Origin of the sequence: Cellulomonas sp. (assembly GCF_035634735.1) — a bacterium.
Taxonomy (GTDB): Bacteria; Actinomycetota; Actinomycetes; order Actinomycetales; family Cellulomonadaceae; genus Cellulomonas.
Map to the genome: position 1 here is coordinate 17,546 of NZ_DASQCJ010000104.1, position 15,928 is coordinate 33,473.

The window sequence follows — 15,928 nt, forward strand, 5'->3', positions numbered from 1 at the left end:
CTCTTCCTCGGGGTGTCTCGGGTCGTGTCGGTGGGCCGGGTCGGCCGGGTCAGAAGGACCGGTCGAGCAGCTGCGCGCTGCGGTCGGCCTCGGCGGTGGTGTGACCCTGCGGGTCGTACGTCTGCACCGACTCCTGCAGGGACATGAGCGTCTCCTGCGTGGCGCGGTGCGACATGGCGAGCAGCTCGCGGTTCCCGTCGGCCAGCTGGCCGATCTCGGTGGTCAGCTGGACGAAGGCGTCGCGGTGCGCCTGCAGCAGGTCGTCCCACGGGCTCGGGGCGTGCTCGGCGAGGGTGCGCAGCGTGGCGCCCGGCTCGAGGCCGAGCTCGAGGGCGACGGCGTCGGCCTCGGCGGAGCGGCCGAGCTCGGCGTCGCGGATCTGCTCCAGCACGGTCTCGACCTCCCGCGTGGCGTGGGCCAGCCACCGCGTGCGCCCGCTGGTGAGCACGAGCTGCTCCTCCTCGAGCTTGAACAGCAGCAGCTCGAGCAGTCGGCGCTCGGTCCACAGGACGTCGGACAGCTGGCTCAGGGCCATCGGGCCTGCCCCCCTTCGATGCGGCGGTGGTGCGGTCGGGACGCCCGGCGCGGGGTGCCGGCCGCGGCGTGATGCCTCTCCTATCGGGACGGCGCGGGGGGTCCTGAGCGAAACCGGACACCTCGTGGTCACCCGCGCGTCGGGCGGCGGGGGGCCTCCGTTGAACTGACTGGTCAGTGCCCATCCCTGACGGGACAGCGATGTCCCGGATGTGACGTGCGTCACAACTCCTCAACTCCGGCCGGAGCTATGTCGGCGGATGTCCGTTTTGTCTTTCCGGTACGTCCGAAATGGCCGCGGAAGTCGCATAGATCGGTTCCTCAGGAACTTCAGAACAAAGGCTCAAGGCCGGTTTCACCCCCGCCGACAACCGGTCCGTGAACAGCTCTGCAGCCACCCCCGCCGCCGACGACCTCGTCGTCGCGCACATGCCGATCGTGGGGTACCACGTGAGCGAGGTCCTCTCCCGGGTCCCCGCCACCGTCAGCCGCGAGGACCTCGTGTCCGCCGGCCACCTCGCGCTGGTGCTCGCCGCCCGCGCGTACGACCCGGAGACGGGCGTCCCCTTCCCGCGGTACGCCGCGCTCCGCATCCGCGGCGCGCTGATCGACGAGCTGCGCTCGATGGACTGGGCGTCCCGCGGCGCCCGGCACCGCGCCCGCGAGCTGTCCGCCGCGAGCGACCGCCTCACCGCGACCCTGGGCCGCACGCCCACCCGCGAGGAGCTGGCGAGCCACCTCGGCACCGACCTCGCCGCGGTCGACCAGGCGCGCCAGGACGCCGAGCGCCGCGTGCTGTCGATGGACGCCACCGTGCACCCGGTCGCCGACCTGGTCCGCGACGAGGCGCCCGGCCCCGAGGACAACGTCCTGATCGGCGAGCGGCTGCGCTACCTGCGCGCCGCGGTCGACACGCTGCCCGACCGGCTGCGCACCGTCATCGAGGGCCTGTTCCTGCAGGACCGGTCGGTCGCCGAGCTGGCCGACGAGCTGGGCGTCACCCAGTCCCGGATCAGCCAGCTGCGCACCGAGGGCCTGGCCCTCATGCGCGACGGGCTGAACGCGAGCCTCGACCCGGAGATGGTGCCGGTCGCGGAGCGCCCGGACGGCGTGGCCGAGCGCCGTCGCCGCACCTACTTCGCCGCGGTCGCCTCGCGCGCCGCGATGACCGCCGCCGGCCACCGCGCCGAGGAGGCCCGGTCCGTCCCGACGCCGTTCGAGGGCGCCGACCGCATCACCACCGCCGCGGTCTGAGACCACGGCGCCGGCGCACGCGCCGGCACGCAGCAGCACGTTCACGCACGACCGAGGGCGCCGTCCGCAGCACGCGGACGGCGCCCTCGCCGCGTCCGGGCGGGCGTCGGGCCCCGACGTCGCCGCCCGAACGCTCAGGAGCCGCGCGATCGCGCCGATCGGCAGGGCAGTCACCCGACCGGAGGAACGTCATGTCCGCACGCCCCACCGTCTCCGCCGTCCTCATCGTCAAGAACGAGGAGGCCGTGCTCGACGACTGCCTCGCGTCCGTCGCCTGGGCCGACGAGGTCGTCGTCTACGACACCGGCTCCACCGACGCGACCGTGGAGATCGCCCGCCGGCACACCCACGTGGTGGTCGAGGGGTACTGGGACGACGACTTCGGCGGGGCCCGCAACCGGGCGATGGCGCACGCGACCGGCGACTGGGTGCTCGTGCTCGACGCCGACGAGGTCGTGGTCGGCGACCCCGAGCAGTTCCGCGCGAACCTGGGGCGCGACGGCGTCGTGGCGCACACGATGGTCGTCCGGAACCTCACCGACGCGCCGGACCTCCCGCTCGGCCTCGCGCCGAACGAGACGGGGGTCGCGGGCACCCGGGTGTTCCGCCGGGAGCTGCACACCTGGATCGGCATGCTCCACGAGCAGCCGGTGCTGATCGAGACCGGCGTCGCCGCCGTCCCGCAGCGACCCGCCTCGGGCATCGAGATCCGGCACAGCGGCTACCTGCACGCGGTCGTCACCGCGAAGGACAAGGGCCGCCGGAACGTCGAGATCGCGCGGGCCCAGGTCGAGGCCGCCCGCGCGAAGGGCGACGCCCGCGAGCTGGAGCTGCACCGCGTCGACCTCGCCCGCTCGCTGATGCTGAACGGCCAGAACGACGCGGCGATCGCGGAGGCGGAGGAGCTGCTCGCGGAGGGCTTCGGCTGGAGCCGGCACGTCGTGCTGCTGGCGCGGGCGATCTACGCCGCCACGCGCGCCGCCGGCGACGACGAGGCGACCGACCGCTGGCTGGACCTGTGGGAGGAGCACGACGACAACCCGGCGTTCGCGCTCGCGACCCGGGCCCAGGTGCTCGCGGCCCGGGGCGACGCGGCCGGCGCGCTCGCCGCCGTGGAGCGCATCCCCACGACCACGGTCAACTCCTTCGGGGAGCGGCTGGACCGGTCGAGCGTCATCACGACCGAGCTGTGGGCCCACGCCCGGACCGGCGACCACCGCCGGGCGGTGCTCGCCGGGCTGGAGGCGATCCGGCAGGGCGTGGCGCCCGGCGCCACGGCGGGGCTGGTGCGGCTGCTGGGCGCGGACGGCTGCCGGCGGCTGCTCGCGGCGATGCCGGACGACCTGTGGCGGCAGTACGTGACCTGGTGCGCCATGGACACCACCGCGGAGGCCCGGACGTTCCTGGGCTGGATGCACGACGTCCGGCCCGGGGACCCGGCGGTGCTCGCGGGGGCCGCGCTGCTCGCCCCGACGCTGTCGCTGGAGGAGGCGGCCGAGTGGTCGGCCCGCATCCGGACGAGCGGGGCCGCCGCGCAGTGCCCGCTGGTGCTGATCGCGGCGGACCCGCAGGCGGACCCGCGCCAGCGCGCGCTGGCCGGCGCCCTGGCGTACAGCGCGTACGGCGACGAGCGGGGCCTCGCGGGCCTCGAGGACGCCCTGGCGCACGTGCGCGCCGAGGACGAGGCGGAGCTGCTCGCCGAGCTGCAGATCGTGGCCCCCGGCCTGGTCGGCGCCGCCGCCTGACGAACTTCGGATCCGTCGCGGAAAACCTCTCAGAGGTCCCGGCGGGCATCCGATGACCAGGGTGTGCCCACGGACGGGCCACCCCTGAGCCCACTCACGGAGGAAGAACCATCATGGCTCTCTCGATCAACCAGAACATCGCGGCGCTGAACTCGTACCGCAACCTGTCCAACACGCAGAACGACCTGAGCAAGTCGCTCGAGAAGCTGTCGAGCGGCCTGCGCATCAACCGCGCGGCGGACGACGCTGCTGGTCTGGCGATCTCCGAGGGCCTGCGTGCCCAGATCGGCGGCACCAAGCAGGCCGTGCGCAACGCCCAGGACGGCATCTCCGTCGTCCAGACCGCTGAGGGCGCGCTCACCGAGACGCACTCGATCCTGCAGCGCATGCGGACCCTGTCCGTGCAGGCGGCGAACGACGGTGGCCTCTCCGAGACCGCCAAGGGCAACATCCAGGACGAGATGGACCAGCTCAAGACCGAGCTGACCCGCATCTCCGACACCACGCAGTTCAACGGCACCAAGCTGCTGGACGGCAACTACTCGGGCACGTTCCAGGTCGGCGCCAACACGTCCGACCAGGACAAGATCACCGTCGACCTCAAGCGCACGGGTGGGCTGTCCTCCCAGGGCCTGGGCGTCGCCGGCATCGACGTGACCAAGATCGCGACCGACGCCACCACGGCTGCGGTCACGAACGCCACCGCGGGCACCGCCGGTACGGTCGACGTGGCCGTGACCACCACCGCGCTGTCCGACCTGCAGGCCCTGAACGGCACGGTCACCCTGGGCTCGAAGTCCTTCGACCTGGCCTCGGTGGACTACTCCGCCGTGACCGACGCGGCCGGCGCCCTCGCGGCGTTCACCGCGGCGGCCGAGAAGGCCCTGGGCGCCGGCGTGGTCACCACGTCGGCCACCGGTATCACCTTCACGGGTGCGACCCCGGCCGCCACGGCCTCGGCCTCCGAGGTCGCCGCCGCGTCGCCGACCTTCACCCAGAAGTCCGGTGCGACCGAGGCGATCGACAAGATCGACGCGGCCATCACCGACGTCTCGAAGGTGCGTTCGCAGCTCGGTGCGGTCCAGAACCGCTTCGACCACACCATCAACAACCTCAACGTGGCGGTCGAGAACCTGACCTCCTCGGAGAGCCGGATCCGCGACACCGACATGGCGTCCGAGATGGTCTCGTTCACCCGGGCGCAGATCCTCTCGCAGGCCGGCACGGCGATGCTCGCGCAGGCCAAGTCGATCCCGCAGAGCGTGCTCCAGCTCCTCCAGTGAGCCGTCCGGCGCCGGCCCGCACACCCTCGCGGTGAGCGGGCCGGGGCCGGCGTCCCGCCGAGGACGCACGTGAAGCAGGACCAGCACGACCGACGCGGGCGGTGGTGGACGCACCGTCCACCGCCGCCCGCGCCGCATCTCGGCCCCGATCCCCGGGGCACCCGCAGGACCCCGCACCAGGAGGACACCCCCCGATGGCCGGCATCACCTTCAGCACCGGGCTGATCAGCAACTTCCCCACGGCAGACCTGATCGACTCCACCATCGCGCTGGAGGCCAACCAGCAGACGCTGCTCGCGAAGAAGAAGAGCACGCTGTCGTCGCAGTCCACCGCGCTGCAGGCCCTCAACACCAAGGTCGCCTCCCTGACCGCGGCCGCCAAGGCCGCGGCCACCTCGTCGTCCTGGGAGGCCGTCAAGGCGAAGTCCTCCGCCGAGTCGGTCACCGCGACGACCACCTCCGACGCCCGCCCGTCGAGCGTCTCGTTCCGGGTCGACTCGGTCGCGGCCTCGCAGTCGACGCTCTACACGCTGCCGACGGCCTACTCCTCGGACACCCCGACCTTCACCCTGACCGGCGCCGACGGCGAGACCGTCTCGGTGAAGGCGCTGAGCAGCAACATCGGCGACATCGTCGCCGCCTTCAACGCGGAGGGCACGGGCGTCAAGGCCTCCGCCCTCAACGTCGGCACCGCCGCCGCGCCGGAGTACCGGCTGCAGCTCACCGGGACCGAGACGGGCAAGGCGAACACGTTCAGCGTCGCCGTCGACAACGCGGCCGACGGCGCGACGCTGGAGTCCAAGGCGATCCGCGAGGCGTCCGACGCCGAGATCGTCCTGTGGCCCGGCACCGGTGCCGAGCAGAAGGTGACGTCGTCCAAGAACGTCTTCGAGAACCTGGTCACCGGCGTCAACGTCACGGTGACCGCCAAGACCACCGACCCGGTGACCGTCGACGTGACCCGGGACGACTCCAAGCTCGCCGCGCTGGCGCAGGCGCTGGTCAACAACCTCAACGCGGTGCTGGGCGACATCACGTCCTACTCGACGAGCAAGACCGGCACCAACGACGAGGGCACCGCGATCGTCACCGCCGGCCTGTTCTCCGGGAACGCCACGATCCGCGGCCTGCAGCAGTCGCTGCTCGCGGCCGGGTCGAACTCCGCGAACAACACCTCGCTGGCCGGCATCGGCATCTCGCTCGGCAAGGACGGCACCTTCGCGTTCGACGCGACGGCGTTCCAGACCGCGCTCACGAACGACCCCGACGCGGTGAGCAAGGCCGTCCAGGGCGTCGCCGGCTCGCTGCAGAAGATCGGCGAGGTCGCGTCCGACTCCGCCAAGGGCACGCTGACCCTGCAGGTCCAGAGCTACGACAGCGAGGTCAAGGACCTGACCGACCGCATCGCCGACTGGGACATCCGGCTCGAGGCGCGCCGCGCCTCGCTCACCCAGATGTACGCGGCGATGGAGGTCCAGCTGTCCAACCTCAACTCCCAGTCCGACTACCTCACCACCCAGCTCAAGCAGCTCTCGGGCTCCTCCGACTGACCCGAGCCCTGCCGAAAGGACCGCCGTGTACGACGCCCGGACCCGGTTCCTCGCCGACGCGGTCGCGACCGCGGGGCCGGCGAAGCTCCTCACCATGCTGTACGACCGGCTGCTGCTCGACCTGGAGCGGGCCGAGGTCGCGCTGCGCGCGGGCGACCGCGCCACCGGGACCCAGCAGCTGGCCCACGCGCAGGAGATCGTCGCGGAGTTCATCGCGAACCTGAACGTGGGCGAGTGGGACGGCGGCGACCGCCTGCTGTCGGTGTACACGTACCTGCTGTCCGAGATGATCGGCGCGAGCATGGCGGGCGACGCCGACCGCGCCGCCGCGTGCCGCGGGCTCGTCGCCCCGCTGGCCGAGGCCTGGCGCGAGGCCGCGCAGACCGTCGCGAACGACGTCCCGACGCAGCGCCGCGCGCCGGCGTTCGACGAGGCCGAGACCGGCACCGGGGTGCTCGGTGTCGGCTGACACGGCGCTCCCGCCGGTCGAGCGCAGCACGGCCGGGACCGCGCTCGACGCGGACGCCGGACCCGGGAGGCACGCCCCGGAGCACGGGGGACCGGACCACGGCCGCGCCGGCCGGGAGGCCGCGTGGCTGGCCGCGCTCGCCGCGATGGAGCTCGGCGCCGAGCGCGCCGAGGAGCTGCTCGCCGGCGCGCAGCGCGCCGGCGCCCCGGAGGTCGTCGACGTCGCCCTCACCGCGCCCTGGCGCACCCCCCGCGGGCTCGGCCCGCTGCCCGTCTCGCTCGCCCCGCGCGCCGCCGCGCTGGTCGAGCGCCAGCGCGACCTCGCGCGCCGCACCGCCGACCAGCTCGCCGAGCACCGCCGCCGGATGCGGACCGCCGACGGCCTGCGCACCCGCCCGGCCCCGGCCCCGGCGTACCTCGACGTCGAGGGCTGAGACCCGCCCGTGCCCGCCTGGGTGGCAGCACCCAGAAAGGTCGCCGGACATTCTCCGGCAAATTCGGACAACCCGTTCGAATCGCGTCCGCCGCGCGAGTGATCTTCGACATTTCTCGGGCGCACGCCTCAGCACGACCCGCCCCCCGCCGATGGGACGCGTGAGCACGGATCGCTCGCGCAGCAGGCCACGGACTAGGCCGACCAGGACCAACCTCGGGTGAGGGTGACCCTGCATGGGCATGTTCGACTCCGTCAGCTACGTCGCGATCAACAGCGCGCTCGACGGCCTGGCCGCGCGCCAGCGCGTCATCGCCGAGAACGTGGCGAACATCCAGACCCCCGGCTACCACGCCAAGAAGGTCCAGTTCGAGGACGCCCTCGCCCGCGCGGTCTCCGCCGGCACCGGCGCCGCGTCGGCCACCACGGCCCGCTCCCTCGAGCCCACCCGCCTGGACGGCAACAACGTCAACCTCGACGAGGAGACGCTGCTCAACGTCGACACGCAGCTGCGCTACCAGCTGGCGACCCAGGCGGTCGACGGCACCTTCTCCGGCGTCCGCACCGCGATGAGGACTTCCTGATGACGACGTTCGGGGCGATCGGCATCGCCAGCACCGGCATGACCGTGTACCGCAAGTGGATCGACGCGGTCAGCGACAACCTCGCGAACATGAACAACGCGACCGCCACGTCGGAGGCCGCCTACCAGGCCAAGTACGTCGTGGCGTCGGAGATCTCGTCGGCGAACGGCGGCGGCGCGCAGGTGTCCGGCATCGCGCTCGGCCCGGCCGAGGGTCGCGTGGTCTACGAGCCCACCAACCCGCTCGCGGACGAGGACGGCTACGTGCGGTACCCCGAGGTCGACATGGCCTCCCAGATGACGCAGCTGATCATGGCGCAGCGCGGCTACCAGGCGAACGCGGCGGTCGTGGACCGCGCGAAGACCTCCTACGAGGCGGCGCTGCAGATCGGACGGAACTCGTGAGCATCCAGCCCGTCAGCGGGGTGTCCGGCGTGACCGGCCCCTCCTCCCTGTCCGAGCTGTCGGACGTCGCCGGCCTGTCCGGCCTCGGCGCGACCGGCGCGACCGGCACCGCCGGCGCCGACGGCGGGTTCGCCGCGGCGCTCGGCGCCGTCGACCACGTCCAGCAGCTCCAGTCCACGAGCAACGCGCTCGCGGTCCAGGCCGTCACCGGCGACCTCGACGACGTGCACGACTACACGATCGCGTCGTCCGAGGCGAAGCTCGCGCTCGAGCTCACCGCCGCCGTGCGCAACAAGGCCGTCGACGCGTTCACCGAGATCATGAGGATGCAGGCCTGATGCCCGCCCAGGTGAAGTCCCTGTTCGGCCGCATGAGCGGCGCGGTGAAGCAGTTCTCGCTCCCGCAGAAGACCTTCGCGATCATCGCGGTCGCCGCGATCCTGCTCGGCGGGTTCGCGATCTACTCCTGGGCCTCGAAGCCCACGCTCGCCCCGCTGTTCTCCGGCCTGTCCGCGACCGACGCGTCGGCCGTGGTCGACCAGCTGTCGGCCGAGGGCGTGTCCTACGAGCTCACGGACGGCGGCAGCACGGTGATGGTGCCGCAGGACAAGCTCTACTCGATGCGGCTCAAGCTGGCCGCCGCGGGGCTGCCCGCCAACGCGGACGGCGACGGCTACTCGCTGCTCGACGGGATGTCCATGACGTCCAGCGAGTTCCAGCAGCAGACCACCTACACCCGCGCCCTGGAGGGCGAGCTCGCCAAGACGGTCGGCGCCATGTCCGGCGTCGAGGCCGCCACGGTGAAGCTCGCGCTGCCGGAGGACTCGGTGTTCGTCTCGCAGCAGCAGGACCCGACGGCGTCGGTGTTCGTGCGCACCAAGACGGGCACCCAGCTCAGCAACGACCAGGTCGAGGCGATCGTGCACCTGGTGTCCGCGGGCATCGAGGGCATGAAGGCCACCGACGTGGCCGTCGTCGACTCCACCGGCAAGGTGCTGTCCGAGGTCGGCACCGGGCTCACCGGCGGGACCGGCGACGAGGCCACCTCGGCCTACGAGCAGCGGGTCACCTCCGCCGTGCAGGCCCTGCTCGACCAGGTCGTCGGCGCGGGCAGGTCCGCCGTGACCGTCACCGCGTCGCTGAACCAGGACCAGACGCAGCGCACCTCCGAGGAGTTCTCGGCGACCGAGGGCACCCCGCCGCTCGTGTCCTCGACGACGACCGAGGAGTACACCGGCTCGGGCTCCGGCACCGCCACCGGCGTGCTGGGCCCGGACAACATCGCGGTCCCCACGGGCGACGGCGACGGCACCGGCTCGTACACGAACACGACCGAGGACGTCAGCAACGCGGTCAACAAGGTCACCGAGGTCACCACCGTGGCCCCGGGCACCGTGCAGAAGCAGTCGCTCGCCGTCCTCGTCGACCAGAACGCCGCGGCCGGCATCGACCTGAACCAGCTCACCGCGACCCTGACCGCGGCCGCGGGCATCGACCCGGCGCGCGGCGACACCATCGCCGTGCAGGCCATGGCCTTCGACACCACCGGTGCCGACGCCGCGGCGGAGGCCCTCGCGGCCGCCGACGCCCAGGCCGAGGCCGACCGCCGCGCCGACCTGCTGCGGCAGGCGGTGATCGCCGGCGCCCTGCTGCTGATCGTGATCGTGGTCGCGATCGTGCTGGCCCGCCGCTCGCGGCGCAGCAAGCGCGAGGCGCTGGACATCGGCGAGCTCCCGCTGATGGACGGCCCCGACCCGGCCGCCGAGCTCGACGAGCTGCCGGAGATCCCGCCCGCCCTGCCCGGCCCCGCCGAGCTGGACCCGGTGCAGGAGTCCCTCGCCGTCAAGCGCGCCGAGATCGCCGCGCTCGCCGACGAGCAGCCCGAGGAGGTCGCGGACCTCCTGCGCGGCTGGCTGACCCCCGCCGGGCGGCGCTGATGTCCACCGCCACGCTGACCGGCACCCAGAAGGCCGCCATGCTGCTGCTGCAGCTCGGCCGGGAGCGCGCCGCCAAGGTCATGGCCAAGCTCGAGACCGCCGAGATCGAGGAGCTCACCGCCGAGATCATGCGGCTGGAGCGCGTCGACGCGACGATCGCGGACGAGGTGGTCGAGGAGTTCTACGCCGCGTCGGCCATCGGCCCGAGCGTCAACGGCGGCCTCGGCTACGCCACCCAGCTCCTGGAGGGCGCGCTCGGCCGCGACGAGGCCGCGGGCATGATCGAGCGCCTGCAGACCTCGATGGCCGGTCAGCCGTTCGAGTTCCTGCAGCACGCCGACGCCCGCCAGGTGCTGTCGCTGCTGAACGGCGAGCACCCCCAGGCCGTGGCCCTGGTGCTCGCGCACCTGCGGCCCGAGCACGCCTCCGCGATCCTGGCGGGGCTGCCGTCCGACCAGCAGTCCGAGGTCGCGCACCGCATCGCCCTGATGGAGCGCGCGTCCCCGGACGTCGTCGCGGTCATCGCGGAGTCGATGCAGCGCAAGGCGTCCACGGTGCTGACCCCGAACGAGCTGTCCGCCGTGGGCGGCGTGCAGCCGCTGGTCGAGATCATCAACCGGGCCGACCCGACCACCGAGAAGCTCATCCTCGAGGGGCTGCAGAGCCGCGACGAGGCGCTGGCCGACGAGGTGCGCAGCCGGATGTTCGTCTTCGGCGACATCGTGCTGCTCGAGGACCGCGCGATGCAGCTGGTGCTGCGCCAGGTCGAGACCAACGAGCTGTCGGTCGCCCTCAAGGGCGCGACGCCCGAGGTCCGGGACAAGATCCTGCGCAACCTGTCCGAGCGCGCCCGCGAGAACCTCGAGGAGGAGATCGAGCTGCTCGGCCCGGTCCGCCTGTCGCAGGTCGAGGAGGCGCGCGCCGGCATCGTCCAGGCGATCCGCCGCCTCGAGGAGTCGGGCCAGATCGTGATCCGGCGCGAGGGCGAGGACGAGTATGTCTCCTGAGCCCCGCACCTTCACCCAGGCGTTCGGGGGCTCCGCGGCCGGGGCCGCCACGGCCGAGCCGTCGCGCGCCGAGGGCTACGCCGCCGGGTACGCGGCCGGCTACGCCGCGGGCGCCCGCGAGGCCGCCCGGGCCGCCGAGGCCGAGGCCGCTCGCGTGCAGCGCGAGCGCGCCGAGGCGGACGCCCGGCGCGCCGCCGAGCACGCCGACGCCCTCGCCGTGCTGGCGCGGAGCGCCCGCGCCGCGGCCGACCGGAGCGTCCCGGTGCTCGCGTCCGCGGAGCACACCCTGCACGCGGCGGCGCTCGACCTGGCCGCCGCCGTGCTCGGCGCCGAGCTCGCGGACGGCCCGACGTCCGCCGCCGCGGCGCTGGCCCGCGTCCGCGCGCTGGACCCGGCCCGCGAGGTGCACACCGTCCGGCTGCACCCGCGGGACCTCGCGGTCGTGCGCGCCGCGCTGGCCGGCGGGGCCCCGGCCGCCGGCGACGTCCTGGCCGGCCTGCCCGACCTCACCGGCGTGGAGCTCGCGGCCGACCCGGCGCTCGCGCCCGGCGACGCCGTCGGCGAGTTCCCCGACGGCCACCTCGACGCGCGCCTCGGCGCCGCGCTCGACCGCGCCCGCGCGGCCCTCGCCGCCGGCGCGGGAGAGGCCGGCGCCGCATGAGCACGCCCACCACCGCCGCCGTGCTGCCGACGCCGCGCGCCGGGGCCGCCGGCGCCGCGCCCGCCGTGCCCGCTCCCGCGCCCGCCCAGCCCGACGCCGCGCTGCTGCGCACCCCCGCGTGGGGCGCGGCGCTCGACGCGGCCCGGCCCGAGCGCGTCGGCACGGTGCGCGGCGTCGTCGGCCTGACCGTCGAGGTCGCGGGCACCGGCGCGGCCGTGGGCGAGCTCGTGTCCATCGACCCGGGCGACGGCACCGAGGTGCCCGCCGAGGTGGTCGCCACCGGCCGCGGCTCCGCGCAGGCGATGCCGCTCGGCCCCACCCACGGCCTGCGCGCCGGGATGCCGGTGCGCCCGCGCGGCACCGCGCTGACCGCCCCCGTCGGCCCCGGCCTGCTCGGCCGCGTGCTCGACGGGCTCGGCCGGCCGATCGACGGCAAGGGCCCGCTGCTCGGGGTGGGCGCCGCCGAGGTGACCGGGCACGCCCCGCACCCGCTGGCCCGCGCCCGCGTCGCCCAGCCGCTCGACCTCGGCGTGCGCGTCCTCGACACCCTGGTCACCGCCGGCCGCGGCCAGCGCCTCGGCCTGTTCGCGGGCTCCGGCGTCGGCAAGTCGTCCCTGCTGTCGATGATCGCCCGCGGCACCGACGCGCAGGTCTCCGTGATCGCCCTGGTCGGTGAGCGCGGGCGCGAGGTGCGCGAGTTCCTCGAGGACGACCTCGGCCCCGAGGGCCTGGCGCGCTCGGTCGTCGTCGTGGCGACCTCCGACGAGCCGCCGCTGGTCCGGCTGCGCTCGGCGTTCGTCGCGACCCGGATCGCGGAGTGGTTCCGCGACCGCGGCGACGACGTCGTGCTGATGATGGACTCGCTCACCCGCGTCGCCATGGCGCAGCGCGAGATCGGCCTGTCCGTCGGCGAGCCCCCGGCCACCCGCGGGTACCCGCCGAGCACGTTCGCGTTGCTCGCCCAGCTGCTGGAGCGCGCGGGCACCGGCGCCACCGGCTCCGTCACCGGCCTGTACACCGTGCTGGTGGACGGTGACGACCACAACGAGCCGATCGCCGACGCCGCCCGCTCGATCCTCGACGGCCACGTGGTGCTGGAGCGGTCGCTCGCGGTCGCCGGGCACTTCCCGTCCGTCGACGCGCTCGCCTCGATCTCCCGCGTCGCGTCCCGCGTGACCGGCCCGGACCAGAAGGCCGCCGCCACCCGGCTGCGCCGCGTGATGGCCGCCCGCCGCCAGGCCCAGGACCTGCTGGACGTCGGCGCCTACGTCGCGGGGTCGAACCCGCTGGTGGACGCCGCGGTCGCGCACGGCGCGGCCATCGACGCCTTCCTCCGCCAGGGCATGGACGAGCGCGCCCCGTCCGCCGACTCCTGGGCGCGGCTCGCCGCGCTCGTCGCCGCGATGGGGGACCTGCCGTGAGCCGCGCGTTCCGCCTCGCCGGGCTGCTGCGCCTCCGGGCGCTCGCCGAGGAGCAGGCCGCCGCCCAGCGGGCGACCAGCGCCCGCGGCCGCGACGCCGCCGTGGCGCGCGCCGCCGCGACCGAGGCCGCGCTCGGCTCCGCCGTCTTCCCGCCCGGGGCCGACCCCCGCGGCGTGCAGGCCGTCGTCGCCAGCCGGCTCGCGCTGTCCGCGCTGCTGGTCGACCGGCGCGCCCAGGTGCTGGTGGCGCAGGACGAGGTCGACGCCGCCGACGCGGCGTGGTCCGCCGCGCGCACGCAGACCCGCACGCTCGAGAGGCTGCAGGAGAAGCACGAGGCCGTCGTCCGCGCCGAGGAGCAGCGGGCCGAGCAGGTCGTGCTGGACGAGGTCGCCGGGCGGCGCCGCGCAGCGGTGCCCGCCGGGGCCGACGCCGGGGAGGCGGACCGGTGACCGGGGGAGTGGCGGCCGTGCAGGCCCGGATCGCGGAGATCCGCGCGTACGTCGAGCCGGCGACGGTGTCCGTGGCGGCCGCGTCCGCGTCGTCGTCCGCCGGGACGTCGTCGGTGGCCGCGTCCGCGCCCGCCGCCGGCACCGACTTCGCCGCCGCGCTCGCGCAGCTCACCGGCGCCGCCGGCGCCGACCTCGGCACCGTGCCGGAGAACGCGCTGTCCACGACCGTCACCGGCCAGGACCTGGTCGAGGCCGCGAAGAAGTACCTCGGCACGCCCTACGTGTGGGGCGGGGAGTCGCTGGCGGAGGGCGGCCTGGACTGCTCCGGGCTGGTGCTCCGGTCGCTCGCCGACCTCGGCATCACCTCGGGGGTGCCGCGGGTCGCCCGCGACCAGGCCACGCTCGGCCAGGAGGTCCCGTCCCTCGACCAGGCGCTGCCCGGCGACCTGATCGTGCTGAACGGCGGCAAGCACATCGGCATCTACGTCGGCGACGGCCAGATGATCGACGCCCCGAAGCCCGGGAAGTCGGTGACGATCCGCGACGTGTACGCGGAGCCCACGACCATCCGGCGGGTGCTGCCGCAGCAGGCCGCGTCGGGCGCGTCGACCGCCTCGTCGTCGCTGTCCTCGGCGCTCGCGAGCACCGCGGCCGGGCAGAACGCGCTCGCGCTGCTGACCGGCACCTCGGGCGCCGCCGGCGCGGCGGGCGCGACCGGCTCGACCTCGTTCACCTCGGCGCTCGGCGCCCTCGGCTCCGGCTCGGCCGGCGCCTCGACCTCGTCCCTGCTCACGTCCCTCTGGGGGGCCGCCTCGTGACCATCAGCACGCTTCCCGCCGCCCCGGCGCGCGCCGCGACCGCCGCGGCGGCCGGCGCCGCCGCGCGCACCGCGTCGACCGGGTTCGACGCGGTCCTGCAGGGCGCGCTCGCCGCGGGCCCGCAGGACCGGGCCGCGCAGCCGGACCGCTCCGACCGCACCGCGGCCGACCGGCCGGGTGCCGACCGCGCCGGGGCGGACCGCTCGCGCGGCACCGACCGCGCGGACCGCACCGACCGCGCCGCCCGCCCGGACCGCCCGCGGGGCGCCGACCGCGCCGCGACCGACCGTCCCGGTGCCGCCGACCGGCCGGCCGCCGACGGCACCGCGGGCGCCGCCACGGGCACCGCCACCGACGCCCCCGCGGCCGACGGCGGCGCCGACCTCGCCACCGTCGTCGCGCAGCCGGTCGCCCTGCCCGCGGCCGCCGCCCCGGCGCCGGCGGTCGCCCCCGAGGTCGCCGCCGCGCTCGCGGCGCAGGCCCCGGTCGCCACCGCCCCGGCGGACGCCGCCGTGGAGCCGGCCCTCGCCGTCGCCGCCGCGACCGCGCCCGCCGCCGCGACCCCGGCCGGCCCGGCCGCCGCGCCGGCGCCCGCCGCCCCCGCCGACGCCGCGCCCGCGACGCCGACCGCGCCCGCCCCGGCCGCGGCCGACGCCGCACCGGCGACCCCGGCCGCCCCCCAGGGCGCCCCGGTCCCCGCGCCGGCCGGCACCCCCGCGACCCCCGCCGCCCGCGCCGACGCCGCGGCCGCCACGCCCACCCCGGCGACGGCCGCGACGACGGCCCCCGCAGCGGAGGCGGCGGCCCCGGCCGCCGAGCCCGCCCGGGCCGCCGCCCCGGCCGACGACGCGGCCCCCGCCCCGGCACCCACCGCGCCCGCCGCCGCACCCGCGGCGCTGCAGGTCGGCACCGTCCAGCACCGGGTGGCCGCGGCCGCCGCCCCGCCCGCGCCGCTGTCCGACCAGCTGACCACCAAGATCGGCGAGCAGCTGCCCGCGCTCCGCTCGGCCGGCAGCGGCCAGCACGTGCTCACGCTGCACGTCGACCCGGAGCACTTCGGGCCGGTCAAGGTCGTCGCGCACATCTCGGCCGACGCCGTGCGCGTCGAACTCGTCGGCGCGACCGACGCGGCCCGCGACGCGCTCAAGCAGTCGCTGCCCGACCTGCGCCGCGACCTCGCCGCCACCGGCCTGTCCTCGGACGTCCGGCTCGGCGCCGACGGCTCCGGCACCGGCGACCGCGCCGGCGCGGACGCCGCCGGCCGCCGCGAGGCGGGCCGGCCGGACGGCGCCCGCACCGGCGCCGGCCCCGCCGCGGCCGACGCCCCCGCACCCACCCGCACGTCGGCGCACGCCGGCGGCCTCGACCTGCTCGTCTGACC

At 75.5% G+C, this 15,928-nt stretch carries 17 protein-coding genes; 16 read left to right on the top strand and 1 reads right to left on the bottom strand.

Annotation, left to right across the window (positions count from 1 at the left end):
* Nucleotides 1-49: 49 nt before the first annotated feature.
* Nucleotides 50-535, bottom strand: coding sequence for a flagellar export chaperone FlgN (gene flgN, locus VER05_RS09245; protein WP_324845072.1), 486 nt, complete (start codon nucleotides 533-535; stop codon nucleotides 50-52).
* Between the two features lie 377 nt (nucleotides 536-912).
* Here flgN and VER05_RS09250 point away from each other — a divergent pair, with 377 nt between their 5' ends.
* The 16 genes from VER05_RS09250 (at nucleotide 913) to VER05_RS09325 (ending at nucleotide 15,926) form a co-directional block, all read left to right on the top strand.
* Nucleotides 913-1,788: a sigma-70 family RNA polymerase sigma factor gene (locus tag VER05_RS09250; RefSeq protein ID WP_324845073.1), complete on the top strand. Its 876-nt coding sequence runs from the start codon at nucleotides 913-915 to the stop codon at nucleotides 1,786-1,788.
* Between the two features lie 191 nt (nucleotides 1,789-1,979).
* The gene (locus VER05_RS09255) at nucleotides 1,980-3,533 is read left to right on the top strand and encodes a glycosyltransferase (RefSeq protein WP_324845074.1); all 1,554 of its coding nucleotides are present in this window, start codon (nucleotides 1,980-1,982) and stop codon (nucleotides 3,531-3,533) included.
* 113 nt (nucleotides 3,534-3,646) lie between these two features.
* On the top strand, nucleotides 3,647-4,816 hold the full coding sequence (locus VER05_RS09260; RefSeq protein ID WP_324845075.1) for a flagellin: 1,170 nt from the start codon (nucleotides 3,647-3,649) through the stop codon (nucleotides 4,814-4,816).
* Between the two features lie 194 nt (nucleotides 4,817-5,010).
* Complete coding sequence (fliD, locus tag VER05_RS09265; protein WP_324845076.1) at nucleotides 5,011-6,366, top strand: flagellar filament capping protein FliD; 1,356 nt, start codon at nucleotides 5,011-5,013, stop codon at nucleotides 6,364-6,366.
* A 25-nt stretch (nucleotides 6,367-6,391) separates the two neighbouring features.
* Nucleotides 6,392-6,835: a flagellar export chaperone FliS gene (locus VER05_RS09270; RefSeq protein ID WP_324845077.1), complete on the top strand. Its 444-nt coding sequence runs from the start codon at nucleotides 6,392-6,394 to the stop codon at nucleotides 6,833-6,835.
* Entirely contained in the window at nucleotides 6,825-7,268 is a 444-nt protein-coding gene (locus tag VER05_RS09275) for a hypothetical protein (protein ID WP_324845078.1), read from the top strand. Before VER05_RS09270 ends, VER05_RS09275 begins: the two co-directional genes overlap by 11 nt.
* Nucleotides 7,269-7,509: 241 nt before the next feature.
* Nucleotides 7,510-7,851 (top strand): flagellar basal body rod protein FlgB, encoded by a 342-nt coding sequence (locus VER05_RS09280; protein ID WP_324845105.1) that lies wholly within the window; start codon nucleotides 7,510-7,512, stop codon nucleotides 7,849-7,851.
* Nucleotides 7,851-8,255: a flagellar basal body rod protein FlgC gene (locus tag VER05_RS09285; RefSeq protein WP_324845079.1), complete on the top strand. Its 405-nt coding sequence runs from the start codon at nucleotides 7,851-7,853 to the stop codon at nucleotides 8,253-8,255. The genes VER05_RS09280 and VER05_RS09285 overlap by 1 nt, the downstream gene beginning before the upstream one ends.
* Entirely contained in the window at nucleotides 8,252-8,593 is a 342-nt protein-coding gene (locus VER05_RS09290; protein WP_414647596.1) for a flagellar hook-basal body complex protein FliE, read from the top strand. Before VER05_RS09285 ends, VER05_RS09290 begins: the two co-directional genes overlap by 4 nt.
* Nucleotides 8,593-10,191: a flagellar basal-body MS-ring/collar protein FliF gene (fliF, locus tag VER05_RS09295; protein WP_324845080.1), complete on the top strand. Its 1,599-nt coding sequence runs from the start codon at nucleotides 8,593-8,595 to the stop codon at nucleotides 10,189-10,191. Before VER05_RS09290 ends, fliF begins: the two co-directional genes overlap by 1 nt.
* On the top strand, nucleotides 10,191-11,198 hold the full coding sequence (gene fliG, locus VER05_RS09300) for a flagellar motor switch protein FliG (RefSeq protein ID WP_324845081.1): 1,008 nt from the start codon (nucleotides 10,191-10,193) through the stop codon (nucleotides 11,196-11,198). The genes fliF and fliG overlap by 1 nt, the downstream gene beginning before the upstream one ends.
* Entirely contained in the window at nucleotides 11,188-11,859 is a 672-nt protein-coding gene (locus tag VER05_RS09305) for a FliH/SctL family protein (RefSeq protein WP_324845082.1), read from the top strand. The genes fliG and VER05_RS09305 overlap by 11 nt, the downstream gene beginning before the upstream one ends.
* Complete coding sequence (locus VER05_RS09310) at nucleotides 11,856-13,280, top strand: FliI/YscN family ATPase (RefSeq protein WP_324845083.1); 1,425 nt, start codon at nucleotides 11,856-11,858, stop codon at nucleotides 13,278-13,280. Before VER05_RS09305 ends, VER05_RS09310 begins: the two co-directional genes overlap by 4 nt.
* Nucleotides 13,277-13,729 (top strand): flagellar FliJ family protein, encoded by a 453-nt coding sequence (locus VER05_RS09315; protein WP_324845084.1) that lies wholly within the window; start codon nucleotides 13,277-13,279, stop codon nucleotides 13,727-13,729. The genes VER05_RS09310 and VER05_RS09315 overlap by 4 nt, the downstream gene beginning before the upstream one ends.
* Nucleotides 13,726-14,547 carry a C40 family peptidase gene (locus VER05_RS09320; protein ID WP_324845085.1) on the top strand — a complete coding sequence of 274 codons (822 nt, stop codon included), beginning with the start codon at nucleotides 13,726-13,728 and terminating at the stop codon, nucleotides 14,545-14,547. Before VER05_RS09315 ends, VER05_RS09320 begins: the two co-directional genes overlap by 4 nt.
* Complete coding sequence (locus tag VER05_RS09325; protein ID WP_324845086.1) at nucleotides 14,544-15,926, top strand: flagellar hook-length control protein FliK; 1,383 nt, start codon at nucleotides 14,544-14,546, stop codon at nucleotides 15,924-15,926. The genes VER05_RS09320 and VER05_RS09325 overlap by 4 nt, the downstream gene beginning before the upstream one ends.
* Nucleotides 15,927-15,928 lie beyond the last annotated feature (2 nt).

Coding starts and splice junctions, on each gene's coding strand:
- flgN (WP_324845072.1), bottom strand. CDS start 535: ATGGCCCTGAGCCAGCTGTCCGACGTCCTGTGGACCGAGCGCCGACTG.
- VER05_RS09255 (WP_324845074.1), top strand. CDS start 1,980: ATGTCCGCACGCCCCACCGTCTCCGCCGTCCTCATCGTCAAGAACGAG.
- VER05_RS09260 (WP_324845075.1), top strand. CDS start 3,647: ATGGCTCTCTCGATCAACCAGAACATCGCGGCGCTGAACTCGTACCGC.
- fliD (WP_324845076.1), top strand. CDS start 5,011: ATGGCCGGCATCACCTTCAGCACCGGGCTGATCAGCAACTTCCCCACG.
- VER05_RS09280 (WP_324845105.1), top strand. CDS start 7,510: ATGTTCGACTCCGTCAGCTACGTCGCGATCAACAGCGCGCTCGACGGC.
- VER05_RS09285 (WP_324845079.1), top strand. CDS start 7,851: ATGACGACGTTCGGGGCGATCGGCATCGCCAGCACCGGCATGACCGTG.
- fliF (WP_324845080.1), top strand. CDS start 8,593: ATGCCCGCCCAGGTGAAGTCCCTGTTCGGCCGCATGAGCGGCGCGGTG.
- fliG (WP_324845081.1), top strand. CDS start 10,191: ATGTCCACCGCCACGCTGACCGGCACCCAGAAGGCCGCCATGCTGCTG.
- VER05_RS09305 (WP_324845082.1), top strand. CDS start 11,188: ATGTCTCCTGAGCCCCGCACCTTCACCCAGGCGTTCGGGGGCTCCGCG.
- VER05_RS09310 (WP_324845083.1), top strand. CDS start 11,856: ATGAGCACGCCCACCACCGCCGCCGTGCTGCCGACGCCGCGCGCCGGG.